At 38.3% G+C, this 22757-nt stretch carries 16 protein-coding genes and 1 pseudogene; 11 read left to right on the plus strand and 6 right to left on the minus strand.

Annotated features, from left to right (window positions below; genetic code table 11):
- Positions 1-32: 32 nt before the first annotated feature.
- On the plus strand, positions 33-656 hold the full coding sequence (locus tag H6G06_RS21850) for a MotA/TolQ/ExbB proton channel family protein (RefSeq protein WP_190564003.1): 624 nt from the start codon (positions 33-35) through the stop codon (positions 654-656).
- A 149-nt stretch (positions 657-805) separates the two neighbouring features.
- Here H6G06_RS21850 and H6G06_RS21855 read toward each other — a convergent pair whose 3' ends face one another.
- Positions 806-1207, minus strand: coding sequence for an Alr5209 family pentapeptide repeat protein (locus H6G06_RS21855; RefSeq protein WP_190564005.1), 402 nt, complete (start codon positions 1205-1207; stop codon positions 806-808).
- Positions 1208-1612: 405 nt separating this feature from the next.
- Here H6G06_RS21855 and H6G06_RS21860 point away from each other — a divergent pair, with 405 nt between their 5' ends.
- The 4 genes from H6G06_RS21860 (at position 1613) to H6G06_RS21875 (ending at position 5481) form a co-directional block, all read left to right on the plus strand.
- A complete protein-coding gene (locus H6G06_RS21860) occupies positions 1613-1753 on the plus strand; it encodes a hypothetical protein (RefSeq protein ID WP_190564007.1) in 141 nt (46 codons plus the stop codon).
- Positions 1754-1794: 41 nt separating this feature from the next.
- On the plus strand, positions 1795-2259 hold the full coding sequence (locus H6G06_RS21865; protein WP_190564009.1) for a hydrogenase maturation protease: 465 nt from the start codon (positions 1795-1797) through the stop codon (positions 2257-2259).
- A gap of 55 nt (positions 2260-2314) precedes the next feature.
- A complete protein-coding gene (acs, locus tag H6G06_RS21870; RefSeq protein WP_190564011.1) occupies positions 2315-5083 on the plus strand; it encodes an acetate--CoA ligase alpha subunit in 2769 nt (922 codons plus the stop codon).
- A gap of 179 nt (positions 5084-5262) precedes the next feature.
- Positions 5263-5481 carry a hypothetical protein gene (locus H6G06_RS21875; RefSeq protein WP_190564013.1) on the plus strand — a complete coding sequence of 73 codons (219 nt, stop codon included), beginning with the start codon at positions 5263-5265 and terminating at the stop codon, positions 5479-5481.
- Positions 5482-5592: 111 nt separating this feature from the next.
- Here H6G06_RS21875 and H6G06_RS21880 read toward each other — a convergent pair whose 3' ends face one another.
- Both H6G06_RS21880 and H6G06_RS21885 read right to left on the minus strand, forming a co-directional pair.
- On the minus strand, positions 5593-6048 hold the full coding sequence (locus H6G06_RS21880) for a hypothetical protein (RefSeq protein WP_190564015.1): 456 nt from the start codon (positions 6046-6048) through the stop codon (positions 5593-5595).
- 16 nt (positions 6049-6064) lie between these two features.
- Entirely contained in the window at positions 6065-6547 is a 483-nt protein-coding gene (locus tag H6G06_RS21885) for an adenosine-specific kinase (RefSeq protein ID WP_190564016.1), read from the minus strand.
- A gap of 83 nt (positions 6548-6630) precedes the next feature.
- Between H6G06_RS21885 and H6G06_RS21890 the strand changes: the two genes are divergently transcribed.
- Both H6G06_RS21890 and H6G06_RS27600 read left to right on the plus strand, forming a co-directional pair.
- Positions 6631-7272 carry a PAP/fibrillin family protein gene (locus H6G06_RS21890; protein ID WP_190564017.1) on the plus strand — a complete coding sequence of 214 codons (642 nt, stop codon included), beginning with the start codon at positions 6631-6633 and terminating at the stop codon, positions 7270-7272.
- Between the two features lie 178 nt (positions 7273-7450).
- A pseudogene (locus H6G06_RS27600) lies at positions 7451-7713 on the plus strand (DUF7980 family protein).
- A gap of 53 nt (positions 7714-7766) precedes the next feature.
- Here H6G06_RS27600 and pgmB read toward each other — a convergent pair.
- Both pgmB and H6G06_RS21905 read right to left on the minus strand, forming a co-directional pair.
- A complete protein-coding gene (pgmB, locus tag H6G06_RS21900) occupies positions 7767-10658 on the minus strand; it encodes a beta-phosphoglucomutase (protein WP_190564018.1) in 2892 nt (963 codons plus the stop codon).
- A gap of 151 nt (positions 10659-10809) precedes the next feature.
- A complete protein-coding gene (locus H6G06_RS21905; protein WP_190564019.1) occupies positions 10810-13236 on the minus strand; it encodes a sucrose synthase in 2427 nt (808 codons plus the stop codon).
- A 1250-nt stretch (positions 13237-14486) separates the two neighbouring features.
- Between H6G06_RS21905 and H6G06_RS21910 the strand changes: the two genes are divergently transcribed.
- The gene (locus tag H6G06_RS21910; RefSeq protein ID WP_190564020.1) at positions 14487-14780 is read left to right on the plus strand and encodes a HetP family heterocyst commitment protein; all 294 of its coding nucleotides are present in this window, start codon (positions 14487-14489) and stop codon (positions 14778-14780) included.
- Positions 14781-15495: 715 nt separating this feature from the next.
- On the opposite strand, the gene H6G06_RS21915 is transcribed toward H6G06_RS21910, so the two are convergent.
- A complete protein-coding gene (locus H6G06_RS21915) occupies positions 15496-15900 on the minus strand; it encodes a protein tyrosine phosphatase family protein (RefSeq protein WP_199306835.1) in 405 nt (134 codons plus the stop codon).
- Between the two features lie 636 nt (positions 15901-16536).
- Here H6G06_RS21915 and nifJ point away from each other — a divergent pair.
- From nifJ to H6G06_RS21930, 3 genes are all read left to right on the plus strand, one after another.
- Positions 16537-20163: a pyruvate:ferredoxin (flavodoxin) oxidoreductase gene (nifJ, locus tag H6G06_RS21920; protein WP_190564024.1), complete on the plus strand. Its 3627-nt coding sequence runs from the start codon at positions 16537-16539 to the stop codon at positions 20161-20163.
- A 328-nt stretch (positions 20164-20491) separates the two neighbouring features.
- A complete protein-coding gene (locus H6G06_RS21925; RefSeq protein ID WP_190564026.1) occupies positions 20492-21523 on the plus strand; it encodes a dihydroorotate dehydrogenase-like protein in 1032 nt (343 codons plus the stop codon).
- Between the two features lie 130 nt (positions 21524-21653).
- Complete coding sequence (locus tag H6G06_RS21930; RefSeq protein WP_190564027.1) at positions 21654-22718, plus strand: ATP-dependent 6-phosphofructokinase; 1065 nt, start codon at positions 21654-21656, stop codon at positions 22716-22718.
- Positions 22719-22757 lie beyond the last annotated feature (39 nt).

The following is a 22757-nucleotide window of genomic DNA, read 5'->3' on the forward strand; positions in this document are numbered from 1 at the left end:
AAAATTTTAGGAATGGAGTCAACAAGTCGTCAATGAATATTAGTAATTTATTTTCAGCGGGTGGTGTGGTCATGTGGCCGCTACTGTTTTTTTCTGTCTTAGCAGTAGCACTTGTTATTGAACGGCTTACTTTTTGGATAAAAATCAGTGGTCGCCAAGATCATGTAGTTCGGGAGGTGTTAAAGTTTTATCGTCAAGGTAATGTGGTTAGTGCTTTAGATCATTTGCACAAAAACGCTGATTTACCCATTGCTCGAATTTTTTTAGCAGCTTTGGAATTAGAAGAACCCACCCCAGAAGAATTCCGCTTGGCCTTAGAAAGCGAAGCACAGGGAGAAATTCCTTTGCTGAAAAGGTTCCAAAACATTTTTGATACAATTATTGGTCTTGCTCCTCTGTTGGGACTTCTGGGTACAGTTTTGGGCTTAATTTCTTCTTTTGCATCTCTGAATATTGGTGATGTGGGAGGTAGTAAAACAGCCGATGTCACAGCGGGAATTAGTGAAGCCTTGGTATCTACAGCAGCGGGATTAGTTGTAGCTATCGTTACGCTTTTTTTTGCTAATACTTTTCGGGGACTTTATATTCGTCAAATTGCTTGGATTCAAGAATATGGCGGACAGTTAGAATTACTCTACCGTCGTCATCGTCAATAACCGCTATGTTTAGATAAAAAGCAAGCGGCTGATATAGCCGCAATATTATCAATAGACATCTCCGGTAATTAAATGTGCGTGGTTTGAAACCCTTGTAGAGACGTTCCGGCGGAACGTCTCGACCATATTTCCGGAGAGGTCTAATATAGTTAGGGAAGATTCGCTGATTCTCTCATCTTTATACCTGCTTGCACTAAATCGAAATTTGGGGGAAAATGGGTGTTATGGTCACAATCTGCTTTTTCTAAGTGGGTTCCTTGTAAATCAGCTTGACGCAGATCCGCAGAAAACAACATCGCACCTCGCAAATCTGCATTTTGTAAATTAGCTTGACTCAAATCGGCAAAACTCAAATCACATCCTCGCAGATTAGCACCGCTGAGGTTAGCCGTACTTAAATCAGCATAGCTGAGGTCAGATCCTTTCAAGTCAACGCCTTGCAAATTAGCATCACCTAATTCTGCTTTTTCAAAGTCTCGTTTTCCGATTGCATATTCCTCGACAACAGTAGCAGCACTATGAAATGGCTGTTGAAAATTTACTTCAGGCATAAAACAGCCTCACAATTTATTTAAATTTTTTTAACTGGGTTGATTTCACCATTTGACCTGATTATATAACCAATTAACCATAAAATAAATCCAGTAGTAACATAAGTTTGCGTTTTTTTGTGTTTCCTCACAAGTTCCTCAAATTCTGATAGTAGTTTGAAACTATCAAGCAATTATAGACAATTGTGCTAGATATATTGAGGCATTTGAACCTAAATTGAAAATTTGAGGATTTGTTATGGCTGTTATAAAAGTGGTGTTCATAACTATGATACTCTACCCCTTTTATCGATTTTGTCAATACATCGCTAGAATCCTGACGAAGATAAATTAAGAACTCTAAATTTTAGTATTTTCACAGGCTTCAATTCAGATTGCTATGAAAACATAAATAAAAGTAACATCATGACCAACATTATCTGGGATAAACTTTATCAAATCTTCCAAAGTTATGTAGCTTTAAAACCAGGAGAAAACCTACAGCAATGGGAGCATGAACTAGCAAGGAAATGTTGCCAAGATATTGAAATACAAGTGACTCATTAGTATCGGAAAATGAGTTATTAAATCAAAAAGGTTAAAAAATAATGGCAACTGCAATAGTGATTGGTTACGGTAATGAATTACGAGGTGATGATGCCATTGGACAACAAGTAGCAAAAGCTATAAAATATTGGTGTTTATCATCTGTGCAATCACTTGCAGTTCACCAACTAACACCAGAATTAGCTGAACCTTTGGCAAATGCTAAGTTAGCAATTTTTGTGGATGCCTGTATTAATTCTCAATCTAATGAGGTACAGGTGCAATCATTATCACCGTCTGAGTCGAAGACTGTCAATGCCCATATTGGTGATCCGCGATCTCTACTTGCTCTTTCTGAATTTCTCTATGGTCATTCTCCCCCAGCGTGGTTAGTCACAGTCCCAGGAGTGAATTTTGATCTGAGCGATCGCATTTCACCAATAGCAGAAAAAGGCATTGCGATCGCCTTAGTCAAAATTATCCAAATTCTTAATCAAAGTAACAATTTATGGATGGACTTGGAATGAATAACAGGGAATAGGGAATAGGAACAACTAACTGATAACTGATCAAGGAGTAGTTATGTCAGCATCTATCAAACCGACCACCGACAAAGCTTATGATATCTTACAAATAGAGAGAATAAACCCCTTAGATGCAATTTTTGCCCCTAAAACGGTTGCTGTCATTGGTGCAAGTGAAAAACCTGGAAGTGTGGGGAGAACTTTACTCTGGAATTTAATTACAAACCCCTTTAATGGGACAGTTTTTCCCATCAATCCTAAGCGTAATAGTGTATTAGGAATTAAAGCCTATTCTACCATTTTTGATGTTCCTGAAAAAATAGATTTAGCGGTAATTGCTACTCCTGCGCCTACAGTACCACAAATTATTACTGATTGCGTAAAAGCTGGAATTAAAGGCGCAATAATTATTTCCGCAGGTTTTAAAGAAGCAGGTGAAAAAGGCATTGCTTTAGAAAAAGAAATTCTCGAAATAGCACATCGAGGAAAAATTAGAATAATTGGACCCAACTGTTTAGGAGTTATGAGTCCAATTTCCGGTTTAAATGCCACCTTTGCCAGCAAAATGGCACAGCCAGGAAACGTAGGTTTCCTCAGTCAAAGTGGGGCATTATGTACATCAATTCTCGATTGGAGTTTACAGGAAAATGTTGGTTTTAGTGCCTTCGTTTCCATCGGTTCAATGTTAGATATTGGTTGGGGAGATTTAATTTATTATTTGGGAGATGACCCCAATACAAAAAGTATTGTAATTTATATGGAATCTATCGGTGATGCGCGTTCTTTTCTGTCCGCAGCGCGAGAAGTAGCATTAACAAAACCAATAATTGTCATTAAAGCCGGTCGGACAGCAGCAGCAGCAAAAGCGGCCGCTTCCCACACAGGATCATTAGCAGGAAGTGACGCTGTTTTAGATGCAGCTTTTCGGCGTTGTGGAGTATTAAGAGTTAATAGTATTTCTGATTTATTTGATATGTCAGAAGTATTAGCCAAACAACCTCGTCCTAAAGGTCCAAGATTAACAATTTTAACTAATGCTGGAGGTCCAGGAGTATTAGCCACAGATACATTAATAGAAAGTAAGGGAGAATTAGCACCAATTTCGGAAGAAGTTATTAATTCTTTGAATGAAATTTTACCTCCACAATGGAGTCATAATAACCCGATTGATATTTTAGGAGATGCAGATCCCCAACGTTATACAAAAGCCTTAGAAATTGCTGCTAAAGACCCTAAGAGTGATGGCTTGTTAGTAATTTTAACACCCCAAGCTATGACCGATCCGACAAAAATTGCGGAAGGATTAGAACCCTACTCGCAAATGCCAAATAAACCAATTTTAGCAAGTTGGATGGGTGGGGAAGATGTGGCACAAGGGCAACAAATTCTTAACCGTCAAGGTATTCCTACTTATGCTTATCCCGATACAGCAGCGCGGATATTTAGTTATATGTGGCGGTATAGTTATAACTTACGGGGTATTTATGAAACTCCGGTATTACCTGCCCTAGAATGTGATAGTAATTCCCGTGATTGTGCATTAGTTGAAACCATTATTAACGATGCTAGAAAAGCAGGAAGAACGATTTTAACAGAGTTTGAATCTAAGGAAATTTTAGCCGCCTATGGTATTCCTGTGGTTGCGGGAAGCATTGCCAAAAGTGCCGAGGAAGCGGTGGAATGTGCCGAAAAACTCGGTTATCCAGTGGTTTTAAAACTGTATTCCCAAACAATTACCCATAAAACAGATGTGGGTGGTGTGCAGTTAAATTTGCGAAATGCCGAAGCTGTGAAAAAAGCCTATCATTTAATTGAAACTTCGGTATTAGAAAAAGCTAAACCAGAAGATTTTTTAGGCGTAACCGTGCAGCAAATGGTAAAAACTAGCGGTTACGAATTGATTATTGGCAGTAGTTTAGATCCGCAATTTGGACCAGTATTATTATTTGGTGCTGGGGGACAATTGGTGGAAGTTTTTCAAGATAGTTCCATTGCTTTACCTCCCTTAAATACTACCCTAGCCAGACGGATGATGGAACAAACAAAAATCTACAAAGCCTTAAAAGGTGTGCGGGGTAGAGAAAGTATAAATATGGAAGCATTGGAGGAATTGCTAGTAGTATTTAGTCATTTGGTAGTAGAACAACCTTTGATTAAAGAAATAGACATTAATCCTTTATTAGCTATTCCTCCCAGTCCTGATCATCCTGGTGGTTTAATAGCATTAGATGGGAGAATAGTTTTACATTCTGCGGATGTAGAAGAACAGCAATTACCAAAATTAGCCATTCGTCCCTATCCTCATCAATATGTTAGCAATTGGAATCTGAAAAATAATACACCAATTACTATCCGTCCTATCCGCCCTGAAGATGAACCATTAATAGTTAAATTCCACAAAACATTATCTGAAGAAAGTGTGTATTTACGCTACTTTCACTTAGTGAAATTAAGTCAAAGAATTGCCCATGAACGACTCACCAGAATTTGTTTTATTGACTATGATCGAGAAATGGCATTAGTCGCAGAACATGAAAACCCAGAAACCAAAGAAACGGAAATTTTAGCAGTAGGAAGATTGAGTAAATTACATGGGAATAATGCTGCGGAATTTGCTATGCTAGTGAGCGATCACTTTCAGTGTCAAGGCTTAGGAACAGAACTACTCAAGCGATTAATAGAAGTAGGTAAAAACGAGAAAATCTGCTGTATCTCTGCTGATATTTTGGCAGATAATTTAGGGATGCAGCGAGTGTGTGAAAAACTCGGTTTCAAAATTTTACGTACTAATGATGCAACGGTGTTAAAAGCGGAAATTGATTTGTAGGATTAGATCCCCCCTTCCCCCTCTTAACAAGGGGGGATAAATTTCAAAGTCCCCTAGAAGGGGGGATTTAGGGGGATCTGCAAGTTTAATTTAAAATATAAGATCTAAACTTATGGAAATGTAAATACTTGACTATGACTCAGATTGTTTTATAAGATTTAGATTCCATAATTATCGAGATGCTAAAAACTCGCGCTCAAAAGCATGGTAATTATTTACAGGCAGAAATTAAGGCAATTCTACAGCAAATAACTAAAGCAGAGAACAAAAAAATACGCCTCTCTGAAAAACGGATAGCAGCATTTAAAGAATGGATAGAAAGCCATAAAAATATTAATTTTCTAACTCTTTCTGATGAAGCAATCAGCCGCGAAAGTATTTATGATGACAGAGGTTAAATGGCTCATCTTATAGACACAAATGTTTAATTATATTGACTTATTTAATGTTGGATTTCCTAATGTCAACCCAACCTACAAAAATGTTAATTAAATTTTGATTCTCATTCCTTAATTGAAGGGTATGGAAATATTTGTTTGTGACTGATTTTGTCTACTTAATGGAGATCTCATCCACTGATAACCTACAAAAATCAACAATAAACCGATCAAAAATAAAAGTACCATTAAAACGATTTGATACCAGATAACTTGCGGTAAAAGTAAGTCTAAAACTAAGTGCATTAAATTCATAATGCCATAAAAAACAGTTAAGCCAAAATGTATGACTCGATAGCGTTTATTTTCAGTGAAAGCAGTACCAATCATTGCTAACATTGGCAACATAAAAAAGCCCAACATCAGCCAAAAAATCCCCGAAAGTTGATTGAGTGATGTAGCTGGTTGCGATTCAACCACATTTAAACCGTGGAATAATGGCATTAAACCTAGTTGAGTATGAAACAGTGTACCTAATAAAAACACTGTCCACAAAGTAATAATTTTTTCTCTGTAATTAATTGCCATCTTTATTTCACCATAGCTACATTTTATAACCTATATGGCGGAGTAAATCTTGACGTGCTTTTATATCTTCATTTCCTTCCACACCCTTGGGTGAAAATCCATCAATAACACCGAGAATACCCCGACCTTCTTCAGTTTCTGCTAAAATTACTTGCACAGGATTAGCGGTAGCACAATAAATATTACAAACTTCTGGACATTGCTTAATGGCATTGAGAAAGTTAATAGGATAAGCATCTTTTAATACAATTATAAAACTGTGTCCTGCGGCAATAGCTTGAGCATTTTTAATAGCTACTTCTTGCAAAATAGCGTCATTTCCAGTTATTCTAATTAAACAAGCAGTTGATGCTTCACAGAAAGCAATACCAAACTTTACCTGTGAGGATATCCCCACCATTATTTCATATAAATCTTCTACGGTTTTGATAAAGTGGGTTTGTCCTAAAATTAGGTTACAATCTACAGGAATTTCTAAACTAACAGCTTTGAGTTCCATATTGTTTAGACAAAAATAAAATTGTATTCGGTACAGTTTTGTTTTACACTTTTATAAATTAATCCTACAAATATCTTTGGTTTATGAATTGTCAAACATTGAAAGATAAGTTACAAGTATTGCTTAAACAAATTCAAACCCAGGATGATGGTTCTCCTACCACTAATTTAAAGCTGGAAACATCTAAAGTAGCGGAAATAGAAGAGTTGACCGCTGAATTAGAAAGTCTTAATCCCAATCCTCAACCACTCCTCCATGCTACTACTTTATTAAATGGAGCTTGGCAGCTACAATACTCTACAGCTAGAGAAATTCGTTTTTTAGATTCCCTGCCATTAGGCTTGGAAGTGGGTAAAGTCTATCAAGTAATTAATGTTGTAGATAAACTATTTTTTAATCTAGCTCAGGTAAAACATCCTTTGAAAATAATTTCAGGATATGTGAAAGTAACAGCTAGTTTTGAACCTGCTATAGATACATCAAGTTTACCAGACAAGTGTATCAATGTATATTTTGATAAACGTTATTTAGCTATTGATAAAATTGTAGGTGTTAACACTCCTCAACTAAATCCATTTAAAGTTATAGCTGCTAATGCTCCTAAAGGTAGAGTTGCAACTCTTGATATTACTTACCTAGATGAAACATTCAGGATTGGACGTGGAGGAGATGGAAGTTTATTTATTCTCAATAAAGCTGATGATTTACCTAATTTGAATTTTTGATTGATAAAGTTAATAATGCTTATTTTTCTAATCAAATAACATTTTTATCGCAGGTAAGATGAACACTGGAAGTAAGGGAATGTTCAATAAAATACGTGGTAGTTTATTTGTAGGAATAGGCTATATGTTATCACCTCAGTCGTGATGGAATGATGTATTTTTTAATTTGCCCATTGCATTGTTATTTGGTTATCTGGTAAGTTGGGCAAAACCAGATTGGCTTTTACCGTTTACAGTTATTGGCTATTAGCTCTCAAATATGTTGGATATTGTGAGGATGCAAATGGGATCTATGGATATGTTTTTCAGCAAGAACAGCGTAATCTTAAACGAGATTTGCTTTTGGGTTTGGGTGGTTATACTATTTATACAGTTGTGCTGGTCTTGTTAATATATTTCCATATTCTAGAAGTACCTGCTTTTTTAACAGATTTGCGATAATAACTATAGATCCCCGACTTATTAAAAAGTAGGGATCTAGAAAAAGTGAACTATCAAATAGTTATAACAGCCCGTTTTTCTAAAGCAATATCCCTGAATTTCCCTTGTAATTTTCCCCAAGTCATGCCGTCTAAACAGGGTAAAACAATGTGAGCATTTCCTACTCTCTCTGGTGGACCCATACCCACTGCCCACATACCTGCGGCTAAAGCTGCATCAATACCTGCGGCTGCATCTTCAAAAACTACACATTGCTGGGGTGGAAGTCCTAACTGCTGGGCTGCAAATAAAAATAAATCCGGTGCTGGTTTGGGCTTCTGCACACTATAACCATCAGCGATCGCATCCAATTTATCACTAATCCCCAACTTTTCAACTACTACACGAGCATTTTTACTCGCTGAACCAAGAGCTATTTTCAACCCAGCTTGACGCAAATTATCCAATAAAGAAACCGCACCTGGTAACAAATTATCAGGGGTGATGTTTTGAATCAATTCCACATAATAATCGTTTTTGCGTTCCATCATCTCCTGTATCTGTGTATCAGAATATCGCCTATCGCCAATCATTAACATCAGCGAAGCGCGGCGAGAAATTCCCCGCAATGCCTCATTAGCTTGCCGGTTAAAAGGTAGACCTTCCTCATCGGCTAACTTCTGCCACGCTTGATAATGATATTCTGCTGTATCTGTTAACACACCATCTAAATCAAAAATTGCACCCCGAATGTTGGGGAGGTGGGGAGGTGGGGAGGTGGAACGTAAATCAAAATCATGCCATTTTCCACGCCAGTATAATTTAAACTTCAGGCGTGTCCAACCTGGAGGTAAATGGGGATTAGCTGCGGGCTGATGATCTGTAAATTGAATACCTCCGAAACCGAAAACTACAGCTTGCCAAATGCCTCCAGCACTAGCGCCATGAATACCTTCATTGCTATTTCCCCGGATATCTTCCAAATCCACCATAGCCGCTTGCATGAAGCGTTCATAAGCTTCCTGAGTTTTACCTAAATCTGCGGCTAAAATCGCGTGAATAGCTGGTCCAAGGGAAGAACCATAGGTGATATCTGTGCGGGGTGCGTAGTAGTCCCAATTTACCTCTAATATTTTCTTGCTGTAGGGAAACTCCGCAGATTCTCGCATGAGATAAAGTAGCATTAATACATCTGGCTGTTTGAGGACTTGGTGGTTGTTTGCTCCTTCAATACCTAAGATGGCTTGCATTGACTTTTGGCGCGGTTCGTAGTCTGCTAAGTTAATATCATCAAGTTGGAAAAATCCCTCACATTGCTCAAGTAAACCTGTTTCAGGATCGTAAGGAATCCAGATTTTGTTAATGATTTCTTGCCAATGGTTTCTGATTTCGTCAGTAAGTTGCAATTTTTTCTCTAGTTCCGTGGCTTTTTCTGGGAAACTACGACGTAACCAATCACCAACTATACAAGCTTTTTCTAAATGCCACTGCACTATGCGGTTAGTAAATGTATTGTTATGTACTAACTCGTGGTATTCATCTGCACCTATGACACTACGAATCTCATAACGTTGAGTTTGAGGATTGAACTCAACTCGACTTGACCAAAAAATTGCGGTATCTAGAATTATCTCTGCACCATAATCTCTGAGCCATTCGTCGTCCCCAGTGACTCGCCAATAGTACCATGCAGCGTAAGGAATAACTGAGCTAATATGAATTTCGCGATCGCGACACCAAATACGTACATCTTCGCCATAAAAATCACTTGGTAGCGCCCACCGAGGCGTTACTTCATCACCTGTCACCGCACTTTCCCACGCATACATCGCCCCTTGATATCCATAATGTATCGCTTTCCGTCGCGCCCCATCTAAAGTATGATAACGATAAGTCAATAAATTCCGAGCCAGTGCGGGTTGAGTAAACGTAAAGAATGGCAGAATAAAAATTTCCGTATCCCAAAAAATATGGCCGTGATAGCCAAACCCAGACAGGGTTTTTGCCGGAATACTCACCCTGTTATTATCGCGAGGAGCCGCAATTAGCAATTGAAACAGGTTGTAACGAACTGCAAAAGCAGCTTTGCTATCTCCTTCAATGACAATATCACTTTGTTGCCAAACCTCAGCCCACGCTTCTTGGTTCGCATCACGTAGGGTAATATAATCTGGCAGCTGGGCGATTTTTTCCTGTGCGGCTGAGACTGGTTCTACAACATCCTGCGAGGTAAAAACAGTGACAATTTTATCTATGGTGACTGTCTGCCGTGGTTCTGAGAAAAAAGTGGCACTGATGCTAGGATAACCAGGAGCAGTATTCACTTGCATAGCCGCTTCAACTCCTGATATGGTCATTTTTGCAGCCATACCGATATCAATACGGGAGTAGCGGGTGCGACTGTGTAACCAAAACCCTTTGTCACTCTTCCCTTGATCTAGTCCTTCCCAGTGGTTGAAACCTTTATTCTCTGGGTAGCCGTTAATACTACCTTGGATTTCGATTAATCCATGAAAATCTACTGTTGTTAACTGACAGCGTTGTCCTAATACATGATGATCCGCTAAACTTGCGAAGCGTTCAAAGCTGATATCTATGGTTTTTCCCGTGGGACTACGCCAACGTAGAGAACGGCTAAGAACCCCTTGATGCAGGTCAAGCTCTCGGTTGTACTCTAATATTTTACCTTGATCCAAACGAAAGCGTTCCCCATCAATTATCACTACCAATGGTAGCCAGTCTGGACAGTTGGCTAATTCGGTATAGACTACGGGAACGTCATCATAAACACCGTGAATCAATGTAGCTGATAATGCACGGGGATAGCTTTCTTCAAAGGTTCCCCTTGTACCCAAGTAACCGTTACCAATGGTGAAGATTGTTTCTCTAGCGTGTAATTGATTAGGTTGAAACTGGTTTTCAATTAATATCCAGTCTGTGTAGATAAAATCGTGTTTTGTTTCCATTTTTATCATTCAATATTGTCTAGGGAAGATAGGAATTGGACTCATGGAGAAGAGGACACTTGCGTGGCCAGCTTTGCTGACTTGAGCAAAGTATCTGTCGCGCAGAGGCGCAAAGAGAGAGGGAAGAGAAATATCGGTTTGTTATTTATTTCTAAATGGGAGCGTATGGCCTCTGATGTTGTGTTAAAATTCTTTCTGCTCTGGGTTTATAAATGAGATAAAATAATGTTTCCATATATCTATCTCTAGCGTCGTTGTCTTCTGGGGCGATAAAGTTCCAAAAACTAAACATTTTAGCCAGTAATAATAATTTCTCAGTGTGAAGATTCCAGTTATATTTATGGCGAATTCTTTCAATCATCCATTGTGAAGTTTCTTGCCAATATTCTGGGTTAGTATCACATCTATCTAAGAAGCTGAGAATTGTTTTAGCTGTTCCTTCTAAATCTGTGGGATTGAGATGAAATCCACTATCCCAATTTTCCATAATTTCTAATGCTCCACCAAATTTAGTTGCAAAGGTTGGTAAGCCGGAAATCATTGCTTCTAAAATGCTGCGTCCAAAAGCTTCATACAGAGCAAAGTGAACATAAATCCCTTGCTTATCGGCAATTATGCGATAAGCTTCACCGATTTTACTGCTGGGTAAGCGCGTTCCTATCCAACGGATTTTACCTTGCAGTTTATACTCGTTAATAATGTTGTGCAGTTTTTCGATTTCCTTTACTTCTTCATCGTTGGTGGCTTCATCTGGATATAATTTACTAGTTAATAAAATCAGGTTACACTGTGTTTGTAATTCCTGACTTTTACCAAAACATTCAACTAGCCCTGTCAGATTTTTAATCGAGGTAATGGGTGCAACTGCAAAAATTGGTCTTTTGTTAAAATTGTCTAAGCGACCAATAATGTGAGCATTTTGATCATTTTGAAACAATAAGTTTTCAATTTCCTTTCTTTCTTGAGGATCTCGGTTTTCTGTTTGGCTATAGGGAAAAAAGAAAGTTTCACTTACTCCCGGAGGCACCATATTAAATTTGGGATTAAATAAATCAATACCGTCAACTACATGATATAGTTGGGGCATGGTAAAACACTTGTAAGATTCATATTGTCCCATTGTGTCTGGTGTTCCCACAATTTCTTGATAGCTGGAAGCAATGATAAAATCGGCTGCATTCATACTAATCAAGTCGGCAGTAAATTGGGCTGAGAAGTGATATTTGTCTTCTAAATCCTGCCAATATAAGTTACTAAATAAGTTTTTCGGTTTTTCTAGGGAATGAGCAATATTGCATTGGGTAACTTTTAAACTACTGGAGAGCAGAGAGGCAACTAAGTTACCATCGCTGTAGTTACCAATAATCAAATTTGGTTTGCCTTGAAATTGCGCTAAGAGTTCTTTTTCTGCATCTTGAGCAAATTTTTCTAAATAAGGCCAAATTTCAAATTTAGAAATCCAGTTATTGGTAATTTCTGGATCAGAATCCGTAAACGGAACCCGCAAAATCCAAGCATTTTCTGTATTGTGAACTTTTTCTAAACGCAGTCCACAAAATGTCCCTTGGCAGTTGGGAATGAGGCGAGTGAGAATAATTACATGAGGTTTGATACCCAAAAAGTCAAGACCAGCAAGTTTGATTTCCTCTTGGAGTTTGTTTTCTAAGCTGCGTGCTTGTTCCAGAACATAGATAACTTGGCCTAATGTTTCATCCCGTCCCAAAACGTCCTCTTGTGCTACCCAACCGTGTATAGAAACCAGAACGACTCGAAAAACTGCGGGAATACGCGCGATAAAGGCTTCGATAATTGACGGTTGGGGTGTGTCTATAAGTCTTTGTAATAGTTCTAGGGTTTCCCTGATTCGCGCTGCATTATTACCCCAGCCCGCTTCAAAACCGAGTTTTTGCAGGTGAAAACGAAATTGTGGGTAGTCTTGATCAGGGGGAAGTTCGCTTAAAAATTGTATGGCTGGTTTAATTTGTTTAGCAAATTGGGTACCACAACGAATGCGATCACTAATCAATAGCCTCACACCATTGTATCGTATCCCTTGTAATGCTTGAAACAATATTTCTAGCCAATATTGAGGATCTGTGGCAAATTGATTGCATAGATAATCGTTAAGGAAAGTCAGACCTTGACCAATGTTTCTGGGGTCGCTAACTCTCGGAGATGCTTGGTAAAATGGGTGAAGATCGATTTCTAGGATGTGCGGTTGGTAACGATTGACTAAGCGATCTCTCAAATCTAAAAATGCTTTAGGTGTCATCAACTCGAACTTCGTAAAATCTGCGGTTAGCTTCCATACCTCTTGACTAGCAATTCTCGGTCTCACCACAAACCAAGTATTTTCCTTTTCCAGGATGATCTCATGGGTATAGTGTATGAGAGTCCCCAGAGAAGAAGAATGGTAGAAATAAGCAGGCTTTTGAGATTGATGACAATAATCTGCAAAAGCTTGCAAAATTTCATTTCTTAAAAAGTAACTTTTATCTGTAGTATCTAAGGTCAACAGAAACTGACGTATATCAGTTTTTTCCTCACTGTTTAAAATAGCTTGAAATAATTCATACATAGGAAATTGCCCAACTATAACAACTACAACCTCATTTTCCTCACCTCAAAAACTTTAGTTTTAGATGATGGGTTGGGTGAGGTGCATTTCCTTTGCCATTATAAAAAAAATGTCAAAATTATCGCGTCTAGCTTAGGTGTGAACCTATAAAGTAATTCTTTAGATAGACAACAATAAATATGGTTGAGGTTAGTAATTATCAGGAGAATTTAGGAGTCAGGAGTAAAATCATGAGTGTAGCATAGCTTGGTGATAAGATTTTTTCCTCATGTACCTGCAATATGCTGTATCAGAACATAGAGACCTGAATTCTTTGAGAAGGTGGGTATCTAAGTATTAGTTATTCAATACTTGTCGGTTAAGCTCAAAACAATGAAATTATGTAGGTTGGGTTGTGGAACGTGAACGTTCGCGGAGTAATGGAATAAAACCCAAGATTTACAACGGTTTGTTGGGTTTCACTTTGAACCCTACGGGATCTTGCTACAACCCAACCTACTAAAATCCTTAACCGAACAGTATTGAGAGGCAAGAAACTTACAAATAAAAAAATATCCCATAGTTTTGAGTAGTTTTGAGGGTAGGGGAGCAGGGAGAGAAAATGTCGTTGTGATTACAGAAACCTGGATAATTTATTTTTTGGAGTTCCCAAAATAAAAAACCTTTACCCAAGCCAAAGTCACCTTTTCCCTAACTTGTAACCAACGTTATTTGTTCTAAGTTTCTAACTGTCTATTCCAATAGCTGCTATTTGGAATTTTGTAAACTACCCATGTGACAGTATTTAAATAGGCATTTTATAAAGATACAAAATTATCCATAAACTATAATTTCTTTATATAAAAATTGCCAATTTGGCTAAAAGACCTGAAAAAAAATAGTATTCTGCATATCATGTGATTGTTTGTGTTCCCTATTTTTTAATCACATAATTGACTGAGGCATTAACATAAATAACGTTTGTCTAGAATTTGCATAAATTTAATGTAAAGGGAAAGGGACAAGGTGAATATAATGATTAAGGCAACTTATCAGCTTGAAGCTAACTACCAACTAATGGAAGTCAATATCTGCTGAACATGAGTAATTAATACAATTCTATTGTTCGAGAATCGAGGGATGATTGCCAGCGATCGCTCAATGTTTATTTAGGCATTTTTGGCAGTTATAGACATAGGCAACAGACAACATCATCCCGCAAATAGTGTGATGTCAAATCTCCAATTATACAAGTTATATCAGGGTTAGTCATGAATTACCGAGTTTCTTCTTCACCAGCTACTTTTGAGAATGTTATTACTCCTGAAGAATTAAATCAGATTATGGAAGCTATTGCAGATGGTAGATATTCTTGGGCTTGTGTACTGATTTTACGTTTTATTGGCTATAATCCCCTGCATTATATTCCCCAGCGTACTTATAGCCGGTTGATGAAAGAAAACAGCCAAGTTCTCACAGCATCAACATCTACTAGTAAACAGAAATTGCAATCTGTTAATACCAATCATCGGTTAGCTTCATCTCAAGTTTTCAGCACTAACTAGTACCGCACGACGGAACTCAACAGTCAAAAAGCATATATGGTTGGCTTTTTGCCTATTTTAAATCTTTGCTTTATTTACGCCAACCTGTACTAGTACAAGCAGAAGGCACGGGAGGAAAAGGAGGATGTTCCCCCGTTTCCTCCTTTTCCTATTCCCTATTTCCAATTCAGGACTTAGGCACATAGTAATAGACATCTGGAGAAAAGATTGTAGAGACGTTCCATGGAACGTCTTTACAAAGGTTTCAAGTCACGCACATTAGACATCTCCAGAAATTTAATCTGTGTGTTCCAAAACCCCTGTAGAGACGTTCCGCTGGAACGTCTCTACTACATTTTTCGGAGATACCTATTTAATTCTCACCAGATGTCTAATGAAAAAACCAGCTACAGAGAAAATAGAGGAATAAAAGTTTGGGAGAGTTTTTGCGTAAGTCGGACAATTTTGATTATTGAGTTTTAGTTTTGAATTGATTTCCTTCCCTGTTCTCACATCTTGCACCAAGCCCAGGTGATTAGAAAGATACTCCTATACAAACTAAGTCCGTCTGCACGGACTCACGGAAAATGAAGGGTTTGAAACCCACGTAGGTGGGTTTTGTGTGTATAGCCGTGACTTCCAGTCGCCTGGTGCAAGATGTGAGTGTTGCTTCTTAATTTATTTTATCAATATCATAATTAATAAAATAAATTATTTTTATAGTTTGCTCACTTAACTAGAGCAAGTCTAAGTTAATAGCTTGTTGCCATACTTCCTCAAATTTAATTCCTTGTTTAGTAGAAATATATAATAATACTATAGCTGCTGAACGTTTGGAATTATCACAATGGATCAGCAGTGGTTTAGGTAATTCCCCAATAATTTGAAAAACCTGGTTTGCAGCTTGAAGAGTTAGTTTCTCAATTTTCGTAGGCAGATTGACATAACACAAACCTAAAAGTTGTGTTTTTTCCTGTTCATTTCTCCAGAAGCCTTGTTCATCTGGAAAACACAGATTCAGAAGAGACTTATAACCCTCATCAGCTAGTTTTTGCAGCTGCTCAGGTGTAATTTGTCCACTAATTGCTAACTCCTGATTAATCTTCCTGACAATATTAATTGGCAGTACATTGTCAATCATAGGTCTTGGGTGAAATGAAGTTAATATTTTGATGGCAACCCTATCTCCAACTGAGTATGAGAATTTGAAAGCATAATTACGTACATCTTTGAAGTAATAGTCTTAACTGTACTATTGTCAGGGTTCAGAATTGAGAATTTAGAATAAATAAGACTTTTACTAAGTAGAAAGGTTCAACAAAACCGAAATATGTAACGAAAAGTAAAATTGCTAAAACCTCTTCCCTCTGGCTTTTCGCCTTTTCACAACGACAATTTTTAACCCCTACCTACCTACAGCAGATTGCAGATCAATGAGGTAGAGAGTCTAAATTGAAATTTATACACAAAGCCAGTTTTACTCCTGACTCCTGACTCCTGACTCCTGAATTATTACCTGCTGTTAACTTAGAACAACAATTTGAGGAACTTGTGAGGATGTGATCTCAAGCAGAAATATTAACTTGATTGGAGTTTAATGAGATTTATCAAAAAATGAATAGATTTATGGACTAAATCCTCAAGAGGGGGTTTTCCTCACAAGTTCCTCAAATTTTCATCTTAGCTTCAGAATAGGAACCAGGGGACTGGGGACTGAGTAAAATTTTTCGGTTTTACTAATTACCCATAATTTAAGAATTTTCAAAGGTCAATTAATATGAAAACCAGAACTTATGCCACCATAGACGGTAATGAAGCGGTTGCCAAGGTTGTCTATCCACTCAATGAAGTTATTGCTATTTATCCGATTACACCATCTTCACCGATGGCTGAGTGGGCTGATGCTTGGATGAGTGAAAATAAACCCAATATTTGGGGCAGCGTTCCCACAGTGGTGCAGTTACAGAGTGAAGGGGGAGTAGCTGGTGCTGTACATGGTGCTTTGCAAACTGGTTCACTGACTACCACATTTACAGCATCTCAGGGCTTAATGTTGATGCTGCCGAATATGTACAAAATTGCAGGTGAACTTACACCTACAGTATTTCATATTGCGGCGCGATCGCTCGCTGCCCAAGCTTTATCTATTTTCGGTGATCATAGCGATGTCATGGCAGCCAGAAGTACAGGTTTTGCCATGTTGTGTGCTGCTTCTGTGCAAGAAGCCCAAGATTTCGCCGTCATTTCTACACGCGCAACCTTAGAATCTCGCATCCCTTTCTTACACTTTTTTGATGGCTTCCGCACTTCTCACGAAGTCGATAAAGTAGAAACATTAACAACAGAAAACTTACAAAAATTCATCCCCATAGAATTAGTTATAGCCCATCGTTCACGGGCATTAACACCTGATAGACCAGTATTAAGGGGTACAGCACAAAACCCTGATGTTTACTTCCAAGCAAGGGAAACCGTTAACCCATTTTATTTAGCCTGCCCAGATATCACTCAGAAGGTAATGGATGAATTCGCCGAAATCACAGGGCGAGAATATAAACTATTTGATTATCATGGACACCCAGAAGCTGAGAGAATTATTATCCTCATGGGTTCTGGTTGCGAAACAGTCCATGAAACAGTAGATTATCTCAATCAGCAAGGGGAAAAAGTCGGAGTTATCAAAGTTAGATTATATCGACCTTTTGACACCCAAAGATTTATTAACTCTTTACCAAAAACTACCCACAGTATTGCAGTTTTAGATAGAACCAAAGAACCAGGGGCAATTGGTGAACCTTTATATACTGATGTCGTCACAGCTTTGGCAGAAAATCAACTCAATAATATTCAAGTTGTGGGTGGAAGGTATGGTTTATCTTCTAAAGAATTTACACCTGCAATGGTGAAGGCTGTATTTGATAATTTGACTGTTGAAACACCCAAGAATCATTTTACAGTCGGTATTAATGATGATGTCACCCACACTAGCCTAGAATATGATCCAGAATTCAACATTGAACCAGATAGCATAGTTAGAGCAATTTTCTATGGTTTAGGTGCTGATGGTACAGTCGGGGCAAATAAAAACTCTATCAAAATTATTGGTGAAGAAACTGATAATTACGCACAAGGTTACTTTGTTTACGATTCTAAAAAATCTGGTTCCGTTACTGTTTCTCATTTACGGTTTGGATCTCAACAAATTCATTCTACCTATTTAATCACCAAAGCTAACTTTGTCGCTTGTCATCAATGGGAGTTTGTCGAAAAATTCCCGATGTTGAAAGATATTGTTCCTGGTGGCACATTCTTACTTAATTCACCTTATAACCAAGATGAAGTTTGGGATAAATTACCTGCTGCTATGCAGGAAGAGATAATTAACAAAAATCTCAAACTCTATGTCATTAACGCCTATAAAGTTGCCCGTGAAGCAGGAATGGGCGGACATATTAACACAGTGATGCAGGTTTGTTTCTTTGCCGTTTCTGGTGTTTTACCAAGAGAAGAAGCGATAGAACAAATTAAAAAATCTATTCGCAAAACCTACGGTAAAAAAGGTGAAGAAATCGTTCAGATGAATATTCAAGCAGTTGATAAAACCTTGGAGAACCTGTATGAAATCAACACTAAACAAAAAACTGCCCAGTCCCCAGTCCCCAGTCCCCAATCCCCAATCCCCGATTATGCACCTGCATTTATTCGTAATGTTTTAGGTAAAATGATTGCCCGTGAAGGTGATGATTTACCTGTGAGTGCATTACCAATAGATGGTACATATCCCACCGGAACATCGAAATGGGAAAAACGCAATATTGCCCAAGAGATTCCTGTTTGGGACCCCAATGTTTGTATTCAATGTGGAAAATGCGTCATGGTATGTCCACATAGTGTCATTCGGGGTAAAGTATATGAACCCGAACAGTTAGAAAACGCACCGGAAACTTTCAAAAGTGCAAATGCAAAAGAACTTGATTGGCATGATTTGAAGTTTACAATTCAAGTAGCTGCGGAAGATTGTACTGGTTGTGCTTTGTGCGTTGATGTTTGTCCAGCCAAAAATAAAGCCGAACCACGCAAAAAAGCCATTAATATGGAAGCACAAAGACCCTTAAGAGAAGCAGAACGGAAAAACTGGGATTTCTTCTTAAGTTTACCGAATCCAGATCGACGCAATTTGAAGTTGAATCATATTAATCAACAACAAATGCAAGAACCGTTGTTTGAGTTCTCTGGTGCTTGTGGAGGATGTGGAGAAACACCATATATTAAACTGGTAACACAACTATTTGGCGATCGCATGATAGTCGCTAACGCCACTGGTTGTTCATCTATCTATGGTGGTAACTTACCTACCACACCTTGGACAACAAACGCCGAAGGTAGAGGTCCAGCATGGTCAAATAGTCTATTTGAAGATAACGCCGAATTTGGTTTAGGTTTCCGCGTTTCTATTGATAAACAAGCGCAAATGGCAGCTTATTTACTTCAACAACTCGCACCCCAAATAGGTGAAACCCTAGTAACAGATATCCTCAACGCTGAACAAAAAGACGAAGCTGATATTTATGAACAAAGAGAACGGGTATCTATTCTCAAAGCAAAATTGAATGAAATTATTAACGCAGATGAACACAGATTAACGCAGATCAAAGAAGATGATATCGGCGTTTATCAGCGTTTATCGGCGTTCAAAAATCTCAAATCTCTTGCTGATTATTTAGTCAAAAAGAGTGTTTGGATTATAGGTGGTGACGGTTGGGCGTATGATATTGGTTACGGTGGATTAGATCATGTAATTGCTAGTGGTCGCAATATCAATATTTTGGTATTAGACACAGAAGTTTATTCTAACACCGGTGGTCAAATGTCCAAATCTACCCCCAAAGGTGCAGTAGCAAAATTTGCCGCAGGTGGTAAACCAGCAGCTAAGAAAGACTTAGGTTTAATAGCCATGACTTACGGTAACGTTTATGTTGCTAGTGTGGCTATGGGTGCAAGAGATGAACACACATTAAAAGCATTTCTTGAAGCCGAAGCTTACGATGGACCATCAATAATAATTGCCTACAGTCATTGTGTTGCTCATGGTATTAATATGGCTACAGGAATGCAAAATCAAAAAGCTGCTGTAGACTCTGGACGCTGGTTATTGTACCGTTATAACCCCGACCGTGTGAAACAAGGACAAAACCCCTTACAACTTGATTCACGCACTCCTAGAATCCCAGTTGAAAATTCCATGTATATGGAAAACCGCTTCAAGATGTTGACCAAAATTAACCCAGAAACGGCTAAAAAATTACTGCAAGAAGCCCAGACTGATGTTAATACCCGTTGGCAAATGTATCAATATTTAGCCGCTAGGAAATTACAAGAAATTCAAGAAAACAAACAACAATAAGCAGTTAAATAAACGTAAAAGCATAAGATCCCCGACTTTTTGTATCAATTAATAATTTATTTCACCAGATCAAAAAAGAAGTCGGGGATCTGGCAAATCACCAATCACCAGTAAAAGAATAAGATCCCCGACTTCTTGTATCAATTAATAATTTATTTTGCCAGATCAAAAAAGAAGTCGGGGATCTGGCAAATCACCAATCACCAGTAAAAAAATAAGATTCCCGACTTCTTGTATCAATTAATAATTTATTTTGCCAGATCAAAAAAGAAGTCGGGGATCTGGCAAATCACCAATCACCAATCACCAATCCCCAATCCCCAAATTTATGAATATAACAACAACATATCTCGGTTTAGAATTAAAATCTCCCCTTGTACCTTCAGCTTCTCCCCTCTCTCTCGAAGTTGATAACATCAAATTAATGGAAGATGCTGGTGCTGGTGCAGTAGTTATGCACTCGTTATTTGAAGAACAATTAACTTTAGAAAAATACGAACTGCATCATCATTTAACTTATGGTACAGAAAGTTTCCCAGAAGCTTTAACATATTTTCCTGAACCTACAAATTTCCGCGTTGGACCTGAAGAATATTTAGACCATATTCGCAAAGCAACAGAACAAGTAGATATTCCCATTATTGCTAGTTTAAATGGTTCTTCCTTGGGTGGTTGGACAGAATATGGTAAACTCATGCAAGAAGCAGGAGCATCTGCACTAGAATTAAATATTTATTATGTTCCCACTGACCCAGATTTAACAAGCGCACAAATCGAACAGAATTATATTGATATTCTCTCATCTGTGAAAAGTGTAGTCACAATTCCTGTAGCTGTCAAACTCAGTCCCTATTTTACCAATATTGCAAATATGGCCAAGCGTTTAGATCAAGCTGGGGCTGATGGGTTGGTATTATTTAACAGGTTCTATCAACCAGATATTAATTTAGAAACCTTGGATGTTGAACCTCATGTACTACTCAGTACACCCCAAGCCATGCGTTTACCTCTGCGGTGGATAGCTATTCTCTATGGTCATATTCAGGGTAGTCTTGGTGCAACTAGCGGTATTCATAATACCCATGATGTGATAAAAATGCTGATGGTAGGAGCAGATGCAACTATGCTTTGTTCTGTGCTTTTACGACATGGAATTGATCATATTCGCTGTTTGGAAAAAGACCTAAGGGAATGGATGGAAACACACGAATATGAATCTGTTAAGCAAATGCAAGGTAGCATGAGTCAACTTAACTGTCCTAATCCTAGTGCCTTTGAACGCGCTCAGTATATGAAGGCTTTGCAAAGTTATAAACCAGAATGGGGACGACACACACAGATGTCAACACACATGAGGTAATGGGGACTGGGGACTGGGGACTGGGGACTAGATATAAAGTTATTCTCCCCTACTCCTCTGCTCCCCTGCTCCTCTGCTCCCCTGCTCCCCTGCTCCCCTGCTCCCGGTTCCCGGTTCCCTGTTCCCTATTATGAAAAAACGCATTGGTATTCTTACAAGTGGTGGTGACTGTCCTGGCCTCAATTGTGTAATTCGAGCAGTTGTTAGTCATGCGACACTTACTTTTAATTGGGAAATTGTTGGTATTCCCTATGCTACCCAAGGTTTATTAGAACGGCAAACTATCCCCCTAAATTTGCATGGTTGGGACTTACGCGGTATTGACCCTTTAATTAATATGGGGGGAACGATTTTAGGCAGTATTAATAAAGGAGATACTTTAGCTTCTGCAAAGGAAATTTTAGCCAGTTATGAAGCATTAGGTTTAGATGCTTTAATAGCGGTAGGTGGGGATGGTAGTTTAAAGATTATCCATGAGTTGTCCAACTTGGGTAATTGGAATTTAGTAGCTATTCCCAAAACAATTGATAATGATGTAGCCTTAACAGAAAGATCAATAGGTTTTGATACGGCAGTAAATACAGTTGTTGATGCTATTAATCGTCTCACGTTTACGGCTGCAAGTCATGACCGAGTGATGATTGTGGAAGTAATGGGACGCACTGCTGGTCATTTGGCTTTACACTCAGGTATTGCTGGTGGTGCAGATGTAATTTTAATTCCTGAAGTTCCTTATACTATTAAAGGTTTATGTAATCATCTTAGCCAATTGCGCGATCAATGGCGGCGAAAATTTGCCATCGTTGTCGTTGCTGAAGGTGCTACCCCTTGTTTAGAAGATTTGGATAATGTTGCTAGTTGCAGTTCTGCTAAATGTGGACGGGGTCAATATATTGCGGATCAAATTGCTAGTTGCAGTAGCAATTTAATAGATACGAGAGTTTCTGTTTTGGGACATATTCAACGTGGTGGTATTCCCTCAGCTTTAGACCGTCTCACAGCTACAGTATTTGGTAAAACAGCAGTTGATTTAATTGCCCAAGAAAAATATGATCAAATGTTAGCTTGGCAAAATGGACAAGCTGTAGCCGTTCCTATTCAAGATGCTTTAGATAAAAGTCCCTCACTTGTCGAGCCTAACTCTGATTTAGTACAAATTGCTCACTCTTTAGGCATATATGTGGGAGAGAATTAGGGGTGATGGGGTGATGGGGAGAATAACCTTCTACCTGTT

Source organism: Anabaena sphaerica FACHB-251, from assembly GCF_014696825.1.
Classification (GTDB): domain Bacteria; phylum Cyanobacteriota; class Cyanobacteriia; order Cyanobacteriales; family Nostocaceae; genus RDYJ01.

Bases quoted from the DNA above. Each gene is read 5' to 3' on its own strand.
- H6G06_RS21850 (WP_190564003.1), top strand. From the start codon at position 33: ATGAATATTAGTAATTTATTTTCAGCGGGTGGTGTGGTCATGTGGCCG.
- H6G06_RS21855 (WP_190564005.1), bottom strand. From the start codon at position 1,207: ATGCCTGAAGTAAATTTTCAACAGCCATTTCATAGTGCTGCTACTGTT.
- H6G06_RS21860 (WP_190564007.1), top strand. From the start codon at position 1,613: ATGACCAACATTATCTGGGATAAACTTTATCAAATCTTCCAAAGTTAT.
- H6G06_RS21865 (WP_190564009.1), top strand. From the start codon at position 1,795: ATGGCAACTGCAATAGTGATTGGTTACGGTAATGAATTACGAGGTGAT.
- acs (WP_190564011.1), top strand. From the start codon at position 2,315: ATGTCAGCATCTATCAAACCGACCACCGACAAAGCTTATGATATCTTA.
- H6G06_RS21875 (WP_190564013.1), top strand. From the start codon at position 5,263: ATGCTAAAAACTCGCGCTCAAAAGCATGGTAATTATTTACAGGCAGAA.
- H6G06_RS21880 (WP_190564015.1), bottom strand. From the start codon at position 6,048: ATGGCAATTAATTACAGAGAAAAAATTATTACTTTGTGGACAGTGTTT.
- H6G06_RS21885 (WP_190564016.1), bottom strand. From the start codon at position 6,547: ATGGAACTCAAAGCTGTTAGTTTAGAAATTCCTGTAGATTGTAACCTA.
- H6G06_RS21890 (WP_190564017.1), top strand. From the start codon at position 6,631: ATGAATTGTCAAACATTGAAAGATAAGTTACAAGTATTGCTTAAACAA.
- pgmB (WP_190564018.1), bottom strand. From the start codon at position 10,658: ATGGAAACAAAACACGATTTTATCTACACAGACTGGATATTAATTGAA.
- H6G06_RS21905 (WP_190564019.1), bottom strand. From the start codon at position 13,236: ATGTATGAATTATTTCAAGCTATTTTAAACAGTGAGGAAAAAACTGAT.
- H6G06_RS21910 (WP_190564020.1), top strand. From the start codon at position 14,487: ATGAATTACCGAGTTTCTTCTTCACCAGCTACTTTTGAGAATGTTATT.
- H6G06_RS21915 (WP_199306835.1), bottom strand. From the start codon at position 15,900: ATGATTGACAATGTACTGCCAATTAATATTGTCAGGAAGATTAATCAG.
- nifJ (WP_190564024.1), top strand. From the start codon at position 16,537: ATGAAAACCAGAACTTATGCCACCATAGACGGTAATGAAGCGGTTGCC.
- H6G06_RS21925 (WP_190564026.1), top strand. From the start codon at position 20,492: ATGAATATAACAACAACATATCTCGGTTTAGAATTAAAATCTCCCCTT.
- H6G06_RS21930 (WP_190564027.1), top strand. From the start codon at position 21,654: ATGAAAAAACGCATTGGTATTCTTACAAGTGGTGGTGACTGTCCTGGC.